We start from the raw sequence: 14,811 nt of genomic DNA, 5'->3' as shown, positions 1-14,811 counted from the left end.
CTTATTCCTGATCCAGGTCGGCGCTTTTCTGCGCGATGGCCATGGCCGTGAGGATTTTTCTGTAGCCGGTGAATTCGTTGCGCGCATGCACGCTGAGGATGTTGTCGAGCAGGACCACGTCGCCCTTCTCCCAGGCGAACTCGACCATCACCTCGCGGTAGATGCCTTGCAGGTGACGAATCACGTCCTCGGGAATCGGCGAGCCGTCGCCGAAGAAGGTGTTTTGCGGCAAATCTTGCGGGCCGAACTCACGCAGCAGGTTGTCGCGGATGCTGTCCGGCAGGGTCAGTGCGTTGAAGAAGGTGCCGTGGTTGAACCAGATGCGCTCGCCGGTCAGTGGATGGCGCACGATGGCCGGGCCGTTCTGCCGAGTGCGCAGGCGATTGCCCGGCTTCCATTCGGCCTGGATGCCGATTTTGGCGCAGTAGGCCTCGACTTCGCTGCGATCCTCGCTCTGGAACACGGTCTGCCATGGCAGGCCCATGCCGTCGCCGTAGTTGCGCACGTACATGATGCGTTTGCGGGCAAACTCTTCGCGCACCGCCGGGTCGATCCGCGCGAGGATCCGGCGGGTATCGCCGAAGGGCGTTTCACCGCCGGTGGTCGACGGCGTGTCGCAGTAGAAGTACAGGTGACGCGGGAACACCGGCGAGTACGAGTGTTCGTTGTGCGGGAAGATTTTCTCCGGTGCCGGGTAGTCGGTGGAGCTGTAGATCTTGAACTGGCCGCTGATCTGGGTCCGTGGCGAGGCGCGGAACAGGTACTCCAAGGCACCACCGGAAATCCCGTCGACACAGCGGTTGAACTCGCCGATATCCGCCACCTGGAAGCCACGGAACAGGATCACCGCGTGTTCCAGCAGCTTGCTTTCGATCAGCGCGCGATTCTGGGTCGCCCATTCCACCAGGCTCACGCCGGACACGGCCGGACGGCACACCAGCGGCATGCTGAGGCCTTCGAACATCGGCGCAAAACTCACCAGCCGCGTCGGATCGGTGGACAGGCTCTTGCGGGCACCACGACCCATCTTGGGAATGGACTTGGTCGTTGAAACGGTCATAAACCCCTCCAGAAAATGTTGACGGCGGCGCTCAAAGGCGCCGCCGACTGAATCAGTCCGCCGCGGATTGCGTTACCGGTGCGCCACGGTTCGCCGAGCGGCGCTTGATCGCCATGGCGCCGCCGAGCAACGCCTTGCGTTGTTCGCTCAAGCGCGCATCGGCACGGCGTTGCACATCGGCGGCCAGGTCCAGCAACTCACCGACCTGCACTCCGTCAGCGCGTATCAGCGCCTGGAGTACCGCCCGGATCTGTTCGAACAAACACTCCAGCGTGCTCGGCAGGTACTGGCCCACCGGCGTTTCGAAACTCAGGTGAATGTGCTCGGCATCGTTGTAGAACGCGGCGACCATGCCGATCTCGGCGGCCTGGCGCCCGGACGGGAAGTCCTCGACCTCCAGGCCCTCCATCGACGACAAGCGACCAACGCCTTCCTGGTAGATCAGCTTGATGTCGAACAGCGGCGAACGGCCGGCCCGGCGCGGCAAGCGCAAGGCTTCCACCAGTCGCTCGAACGGCAGGTCCTGATGGTCCGAAGCCTCCAGCACCGCCCGGCGACAGGCCTCCAGCAACTGCGCCGCCGACTGCTCGGCATCGACCTCCACTTGCAGTACTAATTGGTTAACGAAGAAGCCGACCATTTCTTCAAGCTCGGCTTGATTTCGGTTGGCGATATCGGTGCCGATACGCACCCGACTGACCTCGGTACGCTGGCGCAGGACGAGGGTGAAACCGGCCAGCAGCAGCATGAACAGCGACAGATCGCGCTGTTGGGCAAAGTCGCGCACCTGCTGGCTGAGTTCGGCGCTGAAGGTGAAATGAGCACTGGCGCCTTCTTGCGCCGTGCGCCGGTCGCCATCGGCGGGCAACTCGAGCACCGCTTGTGGCTCGGCAAGGCGCTGCTGCCAGTAGTCGAGTTGGCGCTGCAACTCGCCGCCCTGCTCCAGCCACTGGCGCTGCCATTTGGCGAAGTCAGCGTACTGCACACTGTGCGCCGGCAGTTGCGGGGTCTGGCCACGGTTGAGGGTTGGATAGAGCGTGACGAATTCATTGATCAGGACGCGGAACGACCAGTCATCAGCGACGATGTGGTGCACCGTCAGCAACAGCACATGTTCGTCATCCGCGACCCGCAGCACCCGCACCCGCAGCAACGGACCGTGGCGCAGGTCGAATGGCCGGGCGACCTCCTCGCGGGCCAGTTGCTGCGCTTCGACGTCCGGCGCCGGTCGATGCCGCAGGTCGCTGGCCTCGAAGCTCAACGGCAATTGTCCGTGCACCCGCTGCCAGGTGTGGCCGTCTTCTTCGTAAAAGGTGGTGCGCAACACGGCATGACGTTGCACCAGGGTTTCGAAGGTTCGACGCAGGGCGTCGAGGTTCAGTTCGCCGCGCAGGCGCAAGGCACCCGGCATGTTGTACATCGAACTGTCCGGTTCGAGGTTCCACAGGAACCACAAGCGCTGCTGGGCAAAGGACAACGGCTGACGTTCGCCAGAGGTATCCGCCACCAGCGCCGGGCGCTCACAGCTGTGTTGCAGCGCCTGCACCTGAGCGGCGAAATCTTCAAGGCGCGGGTGTTCGAACAGGCTGCGCAAACTCACCGAAAGGCCCAGGCGCTGGCGGATCTGCGAGACGATTTGTGTCGCCAGCAACGAGTGCCCGCCCAATTCGAAGAAGCTGTTTTCCCGATCGACGCGATTGACCTGCAACACCTGCCGCCAGATCTGCGCCAGTTCGATTTCCAGTGCGCCTTGCGGGGCGCTGCCGACATCGGCCTCCCAGACCTGCGGGGCCGGCAACGCGGCGCGGTCGAGTTTGCCGTTGCGGTTGAGCGGCAACGCGGCCAGCAACACCAGTTGCGCCGGCAGCATGTAGTCCGGCAGGCGCTCGCCCAAGGCGCGGCGTACGGTGTCGGTGAGTTGACGTGGATCCGAGTTCAGCCATTCATCACTGGCCGGCACTACGTAGCCGATCAATTGCTTGCCACCAACGCCTTCATGCACCAGCACTGCGGCTTCGCTGATCATCGGCAAGCCTTGCAGATGCGCTTCCAGCTCACCCAACTCAACCCGGAAACCACGGATTTTCACTTGATGATCGATGCGTCCCAGGTACTCCAGCGCACCGTCCTCGCGATAGCGCGCCAGGTCGCCGCTGCGGTAAAGCCGCGCGCCTTGCGTGCTGGAAAACGGATCGGCGATGAAGCGTTCGGCGCTCAAGCCCGGTCGCTGGTGATAACGCTGGGCAAGGCCGGCGTCGCCACCGATGCACAATTCGCCGACGCAACCGGTCGGCAGCAGGTGGCCTTCGCTGTCCAGCACATACAGCGCACGCCCCGGTAGGGCTTTGCCGATGGGCACGCCAATGTGATTGCGGGTATCGGCCAGTGTGCATTCGTGGGTGCTGGACACCACCGTGGCTTCGGTTGGCCCGTAGGTGTTGAGCAGGCGTACATTGCCCAGGCCGGCGGCGTGCCACAGCTTCAAACCTTCCAGCGACATGGCTTCGCCGCCGACGTGGACCTGACGCAAACGCCCCTTGTCCCGCTGCGGGTGCGCGGCCCACTCCTGAGACAGCAGGAACCAGTACGCCGCCGGCAAATCCGCCAGGGTCACGCCATGCTCGATGATCTGGCGATAGAGGGTGTCGGTGTCCCACAGTTCATCGCCGCGCATCACCAGCGCCGCGCCCACGCACAATGGCGGGTAGCACTGCTCGACAAAGCCGTCGAAGCTGAACGTTGCGAATTGCAGCACGCGGTCTTGCGGGGTGAGTTGTGAATAGTGCGCCGCGATCACGCAAAACTCGCGCAGTGCCGCATGGGCCAGGCACACACCTTTCGGGCGTCCGGTGGAGCCGGAGGTGTAGATCAGATAGGCCAGGTCTTCGGCGCTGGCGAGGTTGATCAGGTTGTCGGTGGAATACCCGGTGTCTGCACCCGGCTCCAGCGCCAGACGCGGCAAACCTTGCGGCAGCGCTACATCGGCCAGCAGGCCCGGTTGCGCCAGCAGCAGGTCCATGCCGCTGTCTTCGATCATGTAGGCCAGGCGCTCGGCCGGGTAATCCGGGTCCAGCGGCACATAACCGGCGCCGGACTTGAGGATCGCCATCAGGCTGACGATCATCTGCCCATTGCGCCGCACCGCCAGGCCCACCCGCTGCCCCGGCGCCACGCCCTGGGCACGCAGGCGATGGGCGAGCTGGTTGGCTTGCGCATTGAGCTGGGCGTAGGTCAGGCGCTCATCACCGACCATCACCGCCAGCGCATCGGGGGTGCGTGCCGCTTGTTGCTCAAACCGCTGATGAGCCAACAACGGGCTATCGATTGGCGGCGCCGGCGGACGGGAACACGCCAGCACCATTGCTTGCGCCTGTGCATCCAGCAAGCTGACCGCGCCCAATGCCTGTTGTGGCTGTGCGACGAACTGCTCCAGCACCTGCAACAGGCTGGCGCCCAACTGGCTGATCTGCGCGGCACTGAACCGGGTTCGGTCGAAACTGAAATCCAGGCGCAGGCTGGCGCCGACTTCGATGCCCAGGGTCAGCGGGTAACTGGTGATTTCGTGATTGCGCAGCGCACCGAAGGTCAGGCCCGCCGGCGCCCCTTGCTTGAGGGCTTCGGCCACCGGGAAGTTCTCGAACACCAGCAGGCTGTCGAACAGCGCCCCCTGTTGCCCGGCCCAGCCCTGAATGTCGTACAGCGGCACGTGTTCGAACTCGCGCAGGCTCAGGTTCAGGGCTTGCAGGTCGTTGAGCCACTGGGCCACCGACTGCCCCGCTTGCGGCGCGGCGATGATCGGCAAGGTGTTGATGAACAGCCCCAACTGCTGCTCTATGCCCGGCAGCGGCGCGGAGCGTCCGGCAATCGTTGCGCCAAACGCCACACAGGACTGGCCCGTGTAGCGTTGCAACAGCAGGCCCCAAGCGCCTTGCAACAAGGTGTTGAGGGTGATTTTCTGCTGGCGGGCAAAATCGCTCAGGCGCTGTAGCGCGGCGCTTTCAAGGTTCAATTGATGTTCACCCATGCCGTACCCATGGGCAGGCGTCGGCAAGGCTTGCGCCAGCAGCGTCGGCGTTTCCAGCGGCGCCAACGCTTGTTTCCAGAACTGCTCGGCGGCCAGCAGCGGCTGCTGTTGAATCCAGCCCAGATAGTCGCGGTATTGCCCCAACGGCCTGGCCAACGTCTGGCCGGCATAGTGCTGGATCACTTCGCCGAGCAACTGCGCGTTGCTCCAGCCGTCCATGAGGATGTGATGGCTGGTATGGATCAGGTGCCAGCCTTCACTGCCCCGGCGCACCAGCAGCAGGCGGAACAATGGCGCGGCGCTGAGTTCGAAGCCACGGCTGCGTTCCTCGGCGGCCAGTGCATCGAGATCGATGTCGGCTGCTTCGATCACTTGCAGTTGCAGGTCGATCTGGCGATGAATCACCTGATGCGCGCACTCAAGCCCCAGCCAGTGGAAGCTGCTGCGCAGGATGTCGTGTCGGTTGATCGCCGCCTGCCAGGCCCGGCCGAATGCCGCCAGCTCCAGCCCCTGGATGTCCAGGCGCAATTGATTGATGTAGGCCTCGGCCTGGGGTTCGTACAGGGTGTGGAACAGCATGCCCTGTTGCATCGGCGTCAGCGGGTAAACGTCCTCGATGGCCGGCGCCGCAACAGGCAAGGCATCGAGTTGTGCCTGGGTGATGCGCGCCAGCGGGAAGTCCGACGGCGTAACCTGGCCTGGCGCTGTCGCACAGCAATGTTCGATCAGCGTCTTGAGTTCTTCGGTGTAGGCATCGGCCAGTCGCTGCACCGTGGACTCGGCAAACATGTCACGGCTGAAGCCCCATTGCAGCGAGAGCTGCCCGCCATAGACCTGGCCCTCCACGGTCAGCCAGTTGGCCAGCGGTGCATCATCGCCCTGGGCCTGGCCGCCGCTTTCCGGGGCCGGGACGAACAGCGCGGCGTCGTCGAACTGACGGTCGAACTGCCCCAGGTAGTTGAAGGTAATCCGTGGCGCCGGCAAGTCTTGCAGGGCCTGGCGCTGCGCCGTTTCGCCCAGGTAGCGCAGCAGTCCATAGCCCAGGCCTTTGCCGGGAATGGCGCGCAGTTGCTCCTTGATCGACTTGATCGAATTTGCCACCCCGGTCTCGGGTTGCAGGCGCAGCGGAAACAGGCTGGTGAACCAGCCGACGGTGCGGCTCAGGTCGAGGTCGTCGGACAGGTCTTCGCGGCCGTGGCCTTCCAGCTGGATCAGCGTCGAGCCCTGCCCGCTCCAGCGGCAGATGACCCGCGCCAACGCCGTGAGCAACAGATCATTGACTTGGGTGCGATAGGCCGCCGGGGCCTGTTGCAGCAACTGACGGGTCAGTTCGGCATCCAGTCTGGATTCGATCTTGTGCCCGTGGCGCTGCTGCAAGCTGCCCTGGGGGTTGTCGCACGGCAGGTCCCGGGCGTCCGCCAGTTGCGCCTGCCAGTACGGCATTTGCCCAGGCAAGGTGCCGGCATGCTGTTGCAGATGCGCGGCCCAGGCTTGATAGGCGCTGGTTTTCTCGGGCAGTGCCACTTGCCGGTAAGCCTGTTGCAAATCTTCGAGCAATACCCGCCATGACACCCCGTCCACGGCCAAATGATGAACCACCAGCAACAGGCGCTGACTGCCATCGTCGAGGCTGATCAGCAAGGCACGCAGCAGCGGCCCGCTTGCGAGATCGAGGCTGCGTTGCGCTTCATCGCACAGGGCGGTCAAGGCTTCGGTCGAAGACGCCCGACGTTGCCACAATCCAGCTGACTCGACTGGCGCTGCGTTGCGCTGCTGCCAGCCTTCGGCACCGTCGATGAAGCGCAGGCGCAAGGCATCGTGGTGGTTGATGACGGTAACCAAGGCCTGCTCCAACACCTCAGGATTCAACGCGTCCCGGGGCGTCAGCAGCAGCGACTGGTTCCAGTGTTGACGCTGGGCGATGGTCTGTTCGAAGAAGTAATGCTGTGCCGGGGTCAGGATCACCTCGCCACTGACCGGGCCTTGATCGACAGTGCTGCGGCTGTCGAACGCCGCGACCAGCGCCAGGCTACGCACGGTCTGGTACTGGAACAGATCCCGCGGGCTGAGGCGAATGCCCGCCTGGCGGGCACGGCTGACCACCTGGATGGAAATGATCGAGTCGCCGCCGAGCTCGAAGAAATTGTCTTCGAGGCCCACGGGTTCCGCGCCCAATACGTCCTGCCAGATCTGCGCCAGCGCGATCTGCATCGCATCTTGTGGCGCAACGAATGCCTGTTGCGGCGTGGCATCGGGCGGCGGCAAAGCCTTGCGGTCGAGCTTGCCGTTGGCGGTCACCGGCAAGGCGTCCAGTGGCATCAGGTAGGTGGGCACCATGTATTCCGGCAGGCTGTCGAGCAGCCAGGCCTTGAGGGTTTGTGGCCACTGCGCATCGGTGTCGGCGTTTTCCAGCACCAGATACGCCACCAGATGCTTGCCGCCCTGCACCAGCACCACGGCCTCACGCACCAACGCATGCTGCATCAACCGGGTTTCGATTTCCCCCAGTTCGATGCGCAGGCCGCGCAATTTGACTTGATGGTCGAGGCGCCCGAGGTATTCGATCACCCCATCGGCGCGCTGCCGCACGCGGTCGCCGGTGCGGTACAAGCGCGCACCGTCATGGAAGGGGCACGGCACAAAACGCTCGGCGCTGAGCGCCGGACGCCGGTGATAACTGCGCGCCAGCCCGGCGCCACCGAGGTACAACTCCCCCGCCACGCCGGCCGGAACCGGCAGTAATTGTGCATCCAGCACATGGGTGCGCAGGTTGGCGATGGGCCGGCCGATGGGCACGCTGTCGGCGCCTTCGTCGATGCAGGTCCAATGGGTGACGTCGATGGCCGCCTCGGTCGGGCCGTAAAGGTTGTACAACCCGGCACCCGGCAGCTTTTTGAACACCTGCAATTGGGCATCCAGCGGCAAGGCTTCGCCGCTGCAGACGATGCGCTTGAGACCGGTGCACGCCTCGACACCCGGCTCGTGGATGAACGCCTGGAGCATCGACGGCACAAAGTGCAGCGTACTGATGCCGTACTCACCGATCAGGCGGATCAACCGCGCCGGTTCACGATGCGCCCCCGGTGGCGCCACCACCAGGCGCGCGCCGGTCATCAGCGGCCAGAAGAATTCCCACACCGATACGTCGAAACTGAACGGGGTCTTCTGCAACACCGAGTCGCCGCCATCCAGCCCGTAAGCCTGCTGCATCCAGCACAAGCGGTTGACCAGCGCCGCGTGACTGTTGCCGGCGCCTTTGGGCTTGCCGGTGGAGCCGGAGGTGTAGATCACATAGGCCAGGTTCAGTGGATGCACTTCAACTGGCGGGCAGGACTCGCTGTAGCCGTCGAGCCAGTCTTGCTCCTGATCCAGGGCGATGACCTTGACGCCCTCGGTGGGCAGTGCGCCGAGTAAAGTGCTTTGGGTGAGCAGCAGGCCAATCGCACTGTCTTCGATCATGTAGGCCAGGCGTTCAGCCGGGTATTCCGGGTCCAGCGGTACGTAGGCACCACCGGCCTTGTGAATCGCCAGCAGTCCGATGACCATTTCCAGTGAACGCTCGACACAGATCCCCACCAGCACATCCGGCCCGACACCCTGCTCGCGCAAGCAGTGCGCCAGTTGATTGCTGCGGGCGTCGAGTTGCGCGTAGCTGAGCTGACGATCGCCAAACACCAGTGCCGGCGCGCCGGGGGTGCGTCGGGCCTGGGCCTGAATCAACTGGTGCATGCACTGCTCGACCGGATAGATCTCGGCGGTGCGGTTCCAGTCCTGCACCAGCACTTGCTGCTCATCCGCCGTCAGCATCGGCAACTCGCCGATTTTTTGTGTCGAGTCGTCGACTATCGCCTGCAACAGGCGCGTCCAGTGCCGGGCCATGCGCGCGATGGTATCGGCCTCGAACAGGTCGCTGGCGTAGGTCAGCGCGGCGTGCAGCTTGCCGCCCTTTTCCCAGGTGTCGAGGGTCAGGTCGAACTGGGTGGTGCGGCTTTGCCAGTCGATGCTGCCCAGCTCCAGGCCGGACGCAGTGCTGACCGAGGCCATGTCGGCCACATGCGGCTGGTGGTTGTACATCACCTGGAACAGCGGCGTGTGGCTGAGGCTGCGCTCCAGTTTCAGCGCTTCGACCAGGCGCTCGAACGGCAGGTCCTGATGGGCCTGGGCGCCAAGGGCGGTTTCCTTGATGGCGCGCAGCAGGTCGTCGACCCGGGTCTGGCCGTCCAGTTGGGTGCGCAGCACCTGGGTGTTGACGAAGAAGCCGATCAGGCCTTCGATTTCCGCGCGGTTGCGGTTGGCGATGGGCACGCCGACGCGGATGTCGGTTTGCCCGGTGTAGCGATGCAGTAAAGTGTTGAAAGCGCCGAGCAACAGCATGAACAGGGTGATGTTGTGCTTCTGTGCGGTGCTGCGCAGTTGCTCGGCCAGTTGCGCCTGGACCGCGAATTCGTAGCGGGTACCGCGATAGCTCGGCATCGCCGGGCGCGAATGATCCAGCGGCAGTTCCAGCACAGGATGTTCATCGCCCAATTGCGCCTGCCAGTACGCCAGTTGCCGCGCCTGCTCACCCGCCTCCAGCCAGCGGCGCTGCCACAGGGCGTAGTCGCTGTACTGGATAGGCAGCGGCGTCAGCTGCGGTTGCGTGCCGGCATCGAAGGCGTCGTAGCAGCGGATGAATTCGTCGATCAGCACGTTCATCGACCAGCCGTCGGAGACGATGTGGTGCAGGGTCAGCAACAGCACGTGCTCTTGTCCCGCGAGCTTGAGCAAGGTGACCCGCAGCAGCGGACCGGTCGACAGATCGAACGGCAGTACCGATTGCTGTTCGGCGGTTTCAGCCACGGCACGTTCGCGCTCCTCGGCGGGCAGTGCGCTGAAATCCACCTGCTCGATGACCAGCGGCGCGGTGGCCGGGACTTGCAACAGGCTGTCATCGGCCTGACGAGCGAACACCGTGCGCAGGGTTTCATGCCGCGCCACCAGGCTGGCGAACGCCTGCTCCAGCGCCGACAGGTTCAGGCACCCGGTCAGCCGCACCGCGCCCGGCAGGTTGTAGGCACCGCTGCGGGGATCCAGTTGCCAGAGGAACCACATGCGTTGCTGGGCGTACGACAGCGCCTGGCGATCCTCAGCCTCGATGCTGGCCGGAATCGGAAAACGGGCGAAATCCACGCCCTCCTTGTGCAAGGCCGCAAGGAACATTTGACGCTTTTCCAGGGGCAACCCGATAAACCGGCGAGCGAGTTTCAAGGAGTCTTCAGCATTCATCTATCGGCATCCGCATCAGTAGGCAGCAGGCGCAAGGGCGCGTCGTCCCTATAAAACGAATGCAGGCGGGAAAAATTAGCGGATGGGGACAAGTATCAGGAGGGGATGAAACGCGAAATTCTTGGCCGCTGAAAATCAAAAATGTGGGAGCGAGCTTGCTCGCGATAGCTGTGTGTCAGGCACCATTATTGCCGGCTGACACGACGCCATCGCGAGCAAGCTCGCTCCCACAGGGATCGGGTAGAATTTTGGAGTGGTGTTAACCCACGGCAGCCATGGAAAGCCGCCGATGATGCACCTCAAGCTGATCCTTGATCACCCGCAGCACCTTCGCTTCCTGCTCATGGATGAAGAAGTGCCCGCCAGCCAGCATGTCCACCGAAAAACTGCCTCGGGTTTCCTGGCTCCAGCCGATCAACTGTTCGGTGGTGGCGCGGTCGGCCTTGCCGCCGAGCACGTGCACCGGGCACCTGAGCAACGGGCGCTGCACCGGCTCGAAACGCCCGCACAGCAGGAAGTCCGCGCGCAGCACCGGCAGGGTCAGGCTCATCAACTCTTCATTGGCCAGGATCTCTTCGCTGGTGCCGTTGAGGGTGCGCAATTGCTCGATCAGTTCGGCGTCGGTTTTCGGCTCGGCATACTGACGGTCGTAATCGGCGCGCAGCGTCGGTGCGGCGGTGCCCGAGGCGAACAGCGCCACCGGTTCCGGGCAACCCAGCGAGCGAAATGCATGGGCCATCTCGCAGGCCAGCAGCGCCCCCATGCTGTGGCCGAACAACGCATACGGCGCCTTGAGCGTGGCTTTCTGTTCCTGGGCCAGTTGCAGCGCCAGACGGCGCATGTCGGTGTGCAAGGGCTCGCCGTAGCGCGCGCCCCGCCCCGGAAGTTCCACCGGTTGCAGCTTGAGCCACTCCGGCAGTTTTCGCCGCCAACGGCTATAGACCATGGCACTCGCGCCCGAATAGGGCAGGCACAGCAATGTCAGCGGGGTCACCGGGCTTTCCTCGAGAGTTGTCTGCTAAGAGAACGGATGAGGTGCCCAAAGAATTAGCCATGTGAGTAACCCTGTGGGAGCGAGCTTGCTCGCGATAGCGGAGTGTCAGTCGACATCATGAGTGCCTGACACACCGTCATCGCGAGCAAGCTCGCTCCCACAGGAGGCTGTTTCCAGCATTGAATCTCTATTTCAGATGACGATAGCTCGGGATCGCAGAACCGAGCACCACTGCCCCCGCCGCAATCGCCAGCCAGAACCCGCTGCGCGCGCCGAAGGCGTCCACCAGCCAGCCGGAGCCGGCGGCGCCGATCGCCACGCCGATGCTCAGGCCGGTGACCAGCCAGGTCAGGCCTTCGGTGAGTTTGGCCGGCGGTACGATCTGCTCCACCAGGGCCATGGCGACAATCAGCGTCGGCGCGAAAAACAGGCCGGCGACAAACACCGCCAATGACAAACCGAAAATGTTCGTCGCCAGCAGCAACGGCAAGGTGGTTACCGCCGTCGCCACCCCGCCGTACAGGAACAGGCGCGCCAGCGGCACTTTCGAGCGCAGTGCGCCGAACGCCAACCCGGCCAGGCACGAGCCGATGGCGTACACCGACAGCACGATGCTCGCCGCCGCCGGTTGGCCCTGATGCTGGGCGAAGGCGACGCTGACCACGTCCACCACGCCGACAATGGTGCCCATGGCGACCATCAACAGCATCAGCAACTGAATGTCGCGGGAACGGATGATCGAGCCCTGGTGATGCTCTTCATGGGGATGCACCGGCGGCTCCGTGCTGCGCTGCAGGACGAATGCGGTGACGCCGATGGCCAGCGCCAGCAAGGCCGCCAGCGGACCGGCCTCGGGGAATGCCACCACGCACAACCCCACCGACAGTGGTGGCCCGACAATGAAGCAGACTTCGTCCAGCACCGACTCCAGGGCGTAGGCGGTTTGCAACTCGGGGCGGCCGCGATACACCTCAGTCCAGCGTGCCCGCACCATCGCCGACATGCTCGGCATGCAACCGGCCAGCGCGGCGAAGAAAAACAGCGTCCAGTGCGGCGCCTGCAACCGCGTGCACAGCAACAACAGCAACAGTGCCCCACCGCCCAGCAATGCCGATACCGGTAGAATCCGCCCCTGGCCAAATCGATCCACCAGCCGCGACACCTGAGGCGCACAAAACGCCGTGGCCAGAGCGAACGTCGCCGCCACCGCGCCGGCCATTGCGTAGCCACCCTGCAACTGCGAGAGCATGGTGATCAGGCCGATGCCGGTCATGGAAATCGGCATGCGCGCGATCATTCCGGCCAGCACGAATGCGCGGCTGCCGGGGGCTTTGAATAACTCTCGATAGGGGTTTGCCATGGGACGGGTCTCATCAGGGGACTGCACGTTGCCATAACGGCTGATTGCGGGGGAAGCGTGGAATTGTTGGTTGAATGTGAAGGCCCCATCGCGAGCAAGCTCGCTCCCACAATGGCCGGCGTACACCAATCAACTGTGGGAGCGAGCTTGCTCGCGAAGAGGCCCTCACAGACACCTCACCCTCCCGCCAAATGAACTCTCGGCCACCCAAACCAGTCAGCTTATTAGGCCCCAGGTTCCCGGAGTTTCGCGACAATGGCTGATCACCCCGAACGCCAAAGCCCCATCGACGCCCACGGCATCATCGGCGATATGCGCAGCGCGGCGCTGGTCAATGACAAGGGCAGCGTGGACTTTTTCTGCTGGCCGGAATTCGACAGTCCGTCGATCTTCTGCTCGCTGCTGGACACCCCCGAGGCGGGGATTTTTCAGTTGTCACCGGATTTGCCCGACGCCCGTCGCGAACAAATCTACCTGCCCGACACCAATGTGCTGCTGACCCGCTGGCTCAGTGATCGCGCCGTGGTCGAGGTCACCGACCTGCTGCCCGTCGGTGACACCGAGGATGACCTGCCGCTGCTGATGCGGCGGATCCGTGTGGTCAGCGGCCGCGCCACCTTCCAGATGCGCTGCGCCGTGCGTCATGACTACGCTCGCGCCAAAACCCGCGCCCGCATGGATGAAAAAGACGTCACCTTCGACGCGGTCGATCAGCCGTCCCTGCGCCTGTCTTCGGATCAGGTTTTGCATATCGACGGCAATGCGGCGGTGGCCGAATTCACCCTCGAACAAGACCAGACCAGTCAATTCCTGCTCGGTGCCCTCGACGATCCGCGCTTAAAGGAAGGCGCCGCGCAACTGTGCCTGGAGCGCACCCTGAAATTCTGGCGCGACTGGATCGGCCAGTCCAACTACCGCGGCCGCTGGCGCGAAATGGTCAACCGCTCGGCCCTGGCGATGAAGCTGCTGACCTCGCGCAAGCACGGCGCCATTCTCGCCGCCGCCACCTTCGGCCTGCCGGAAAGCCCTGGTGGCTCGCGCAACTGGGACTATCGCTTCACCTGGATCCGCGACGCCTCGTTCACCGTCTATGCATTCATGCGCCTGGGCTTCGTCGAAGAGGCCAACGCCTACATGCGCTGGTTGCGGGGGCGGGTCAGCGACTGTCAGGGCAAGCCGATGAAACTCAACATCCTGTATGCCATCGACGGTCGCCAGGAATTACCGGAGATCGAGCTGACGCACCTGTCCGGCCATGGTGGCGCACAACCGGTGCGCATCGGCAATCAGGCCTATGAACAGGTCCAGCTCGATATCTTCGGCGAGCTGATGGACGCGATTTACCTGGTCAACAAATACGGCGAAGCCATCTCCCATGAAGGCTGGAAACACACGGTGGAGGTGGTCGATCAGGTCTGTGAAACCTGGGAGCAGAAAGATGTCGGCATCTGGGAAATGCGCGGCGAGCAATACCATTTCCTGCATTCACGGCTGATGTGCTGGGTCGCCCTGGACCGCGCCATCCGCCTCGCTTCAAAGCGCTCGCTACCGGCACCGTTCGCGCGTTGGGACCAGACCCGCCAGGCGATCTACACCGACATCTGGGAGAACTTCTGGTGCGAGGAACGCGGGCACTTCGTCCAGCACATCGGCGGCACCGGCCTGGACGGTTCGATGCTGCTGATGCCGCTGGTGCGTTTCGTCAGCGCCCGCGACCCGCGCTGGCTGGCGACCCTGCAAGCCATCGAAAGAAGCCTGGTACGCGACGGCATGATCTACCGCTACCGCAACGACGACAGCCAGATCGACGGCCTGCCCGGCAGCGAAGGCGCCTTTGCCGCGTGCTCGTTCTGGTACGTCGAATGCCTGGCCCGCGCCGGCCAGCTCGACAAGGCCCACCTGGAGTTCGAACAGTTGCTCAGGTACGCCAACCCGCTGGGGTTGTATGCCGAAGAGTTCGACAGCCATGGGCGGCACATGGGCAACACGCCGCAGGCATTGACGCACCTGGCATTGATCAGTGCGGCTTGCTTTCTGGATCGGAGGTTGAGTGGGGAGAAGAGGTTTTGGCAGCCGTGAATACGGCTAAAACAATGTTCGAACTCAGG

General features: G+C 63.8%; 5 protein-coding genes. 1 reads left to right on the top strand and 4 read right to left on the bottom strand.

The genetic code is table 11. From position 1 onward, the window contains the following. Window position 1 precedes the first annotated feature (1 nt). The 4 genes from AC1RP7_RS11650 to AC1RP7_RS11635 form a co-directional block, all read right to left on the bottom strand. A complete protein-coding gene (locus AC1RP7_RS11650) occupies window positions 2-1,060 on the bottom strand; it encodes a TauD/TfdA family dioxygenase (protein ID WP_090456919.1) in 1,059 nt (352 codons plus the stop codon). 52 nt (window positions 1,061-1,112) lie between these two features. Beyond that, window positions 1,113-10,349, bottom strand: coding sequence for an amino acid adenylation domain-containing protein (locus AC1RP7_RS11645; protein WP_493180684.1), 9,237 nt, complete (start codon window positions 10,347-10,349; stop codon window positions 1,113-1,115). A gap of 259 nt (window positions 10,350-10,608) precedes the next feature. Next, on the bottom strand, window positions 10,609-11,343 hold the full coding sequence (locus AC1RP7_RS11640) for a thioesterase II family protein (protein WP_057713933.1): 735 nt from the start codon (window positions 11,341-11,343) through the stop codon (window positions 10,609-10,611). A gap of 187 nt (window positions 11,344-11,530) precedes the next feature. Next, window positions 11,531-12,703, bottom strand: coding sequence for an MFS transporter (locus AC1RP7_RS11635; protein ID WP_057713932.1), 1,173 nt, complete (start codon window positions 12,701-12,703; stop codon window positions 11,531-11,533). A gap of 255 nt (window positions 12,704-12,958) precedes the next feature. On the opposite strand from AC1RP7_RS11635, the gene AC1RP7_RS11630 reads away from it, so the two are divergent. Beyond that, on the top strand, window positions 12,959-14,782 hold the full coding sequence (locus tag AC1RP7_RS11630) for a glycoside hydrolase family 15 protein (RefSeq protein WP_090456926.1): 1,824 nt from the start codon (window positions 12,959-12,961) through the stop codon (window positions 14,780-14,782). Window positions 14,783-14,811 lie beyond the last annotated feature (29 nt).

The sequence above is a fragment of the Pseudomonas sp. GW822-FHT01E03 genome (assembly GCF_058802985.1).
Note: the sequence above shows the minus strand (reverse complement) of the source record. Positions and strands in the feature narration are given on the sequence as shown.

Bases quoted from the DNA above. Each gene is read 5' to 3' on its own strand.
- AC1RP7_RS11630 (WP_090456926.1), top strand. From the start codon at position 12,959: ATGGCTGATCACCCCGAACGCCAAAGCCCCATCGACGCCCACGGCATC.
- AC1RP7_RS11635 (WP_057713932.1), bottom strand. From the start codon at position 12,703: ATGGCAAACCCCTATCGAGAGTTATTCAAAGCCCCCGGCAGCCGCGCA.
- AC1RP7_RS11645 (WP_493180684.1), bottom strand. From the start codon at position 10,349: ATGAATGCTGAAGACTCCTTGAAACTCGCTCGCCGGTTTATCGGGTTG.
- AC1RP7_RS11650 (WP_090456919.1), bottom strand. From the start codon at position 1,060: ATGACCGTTTCAACGACCAAGTCCATTCCCAAGATGGGTCGTGGTGCC.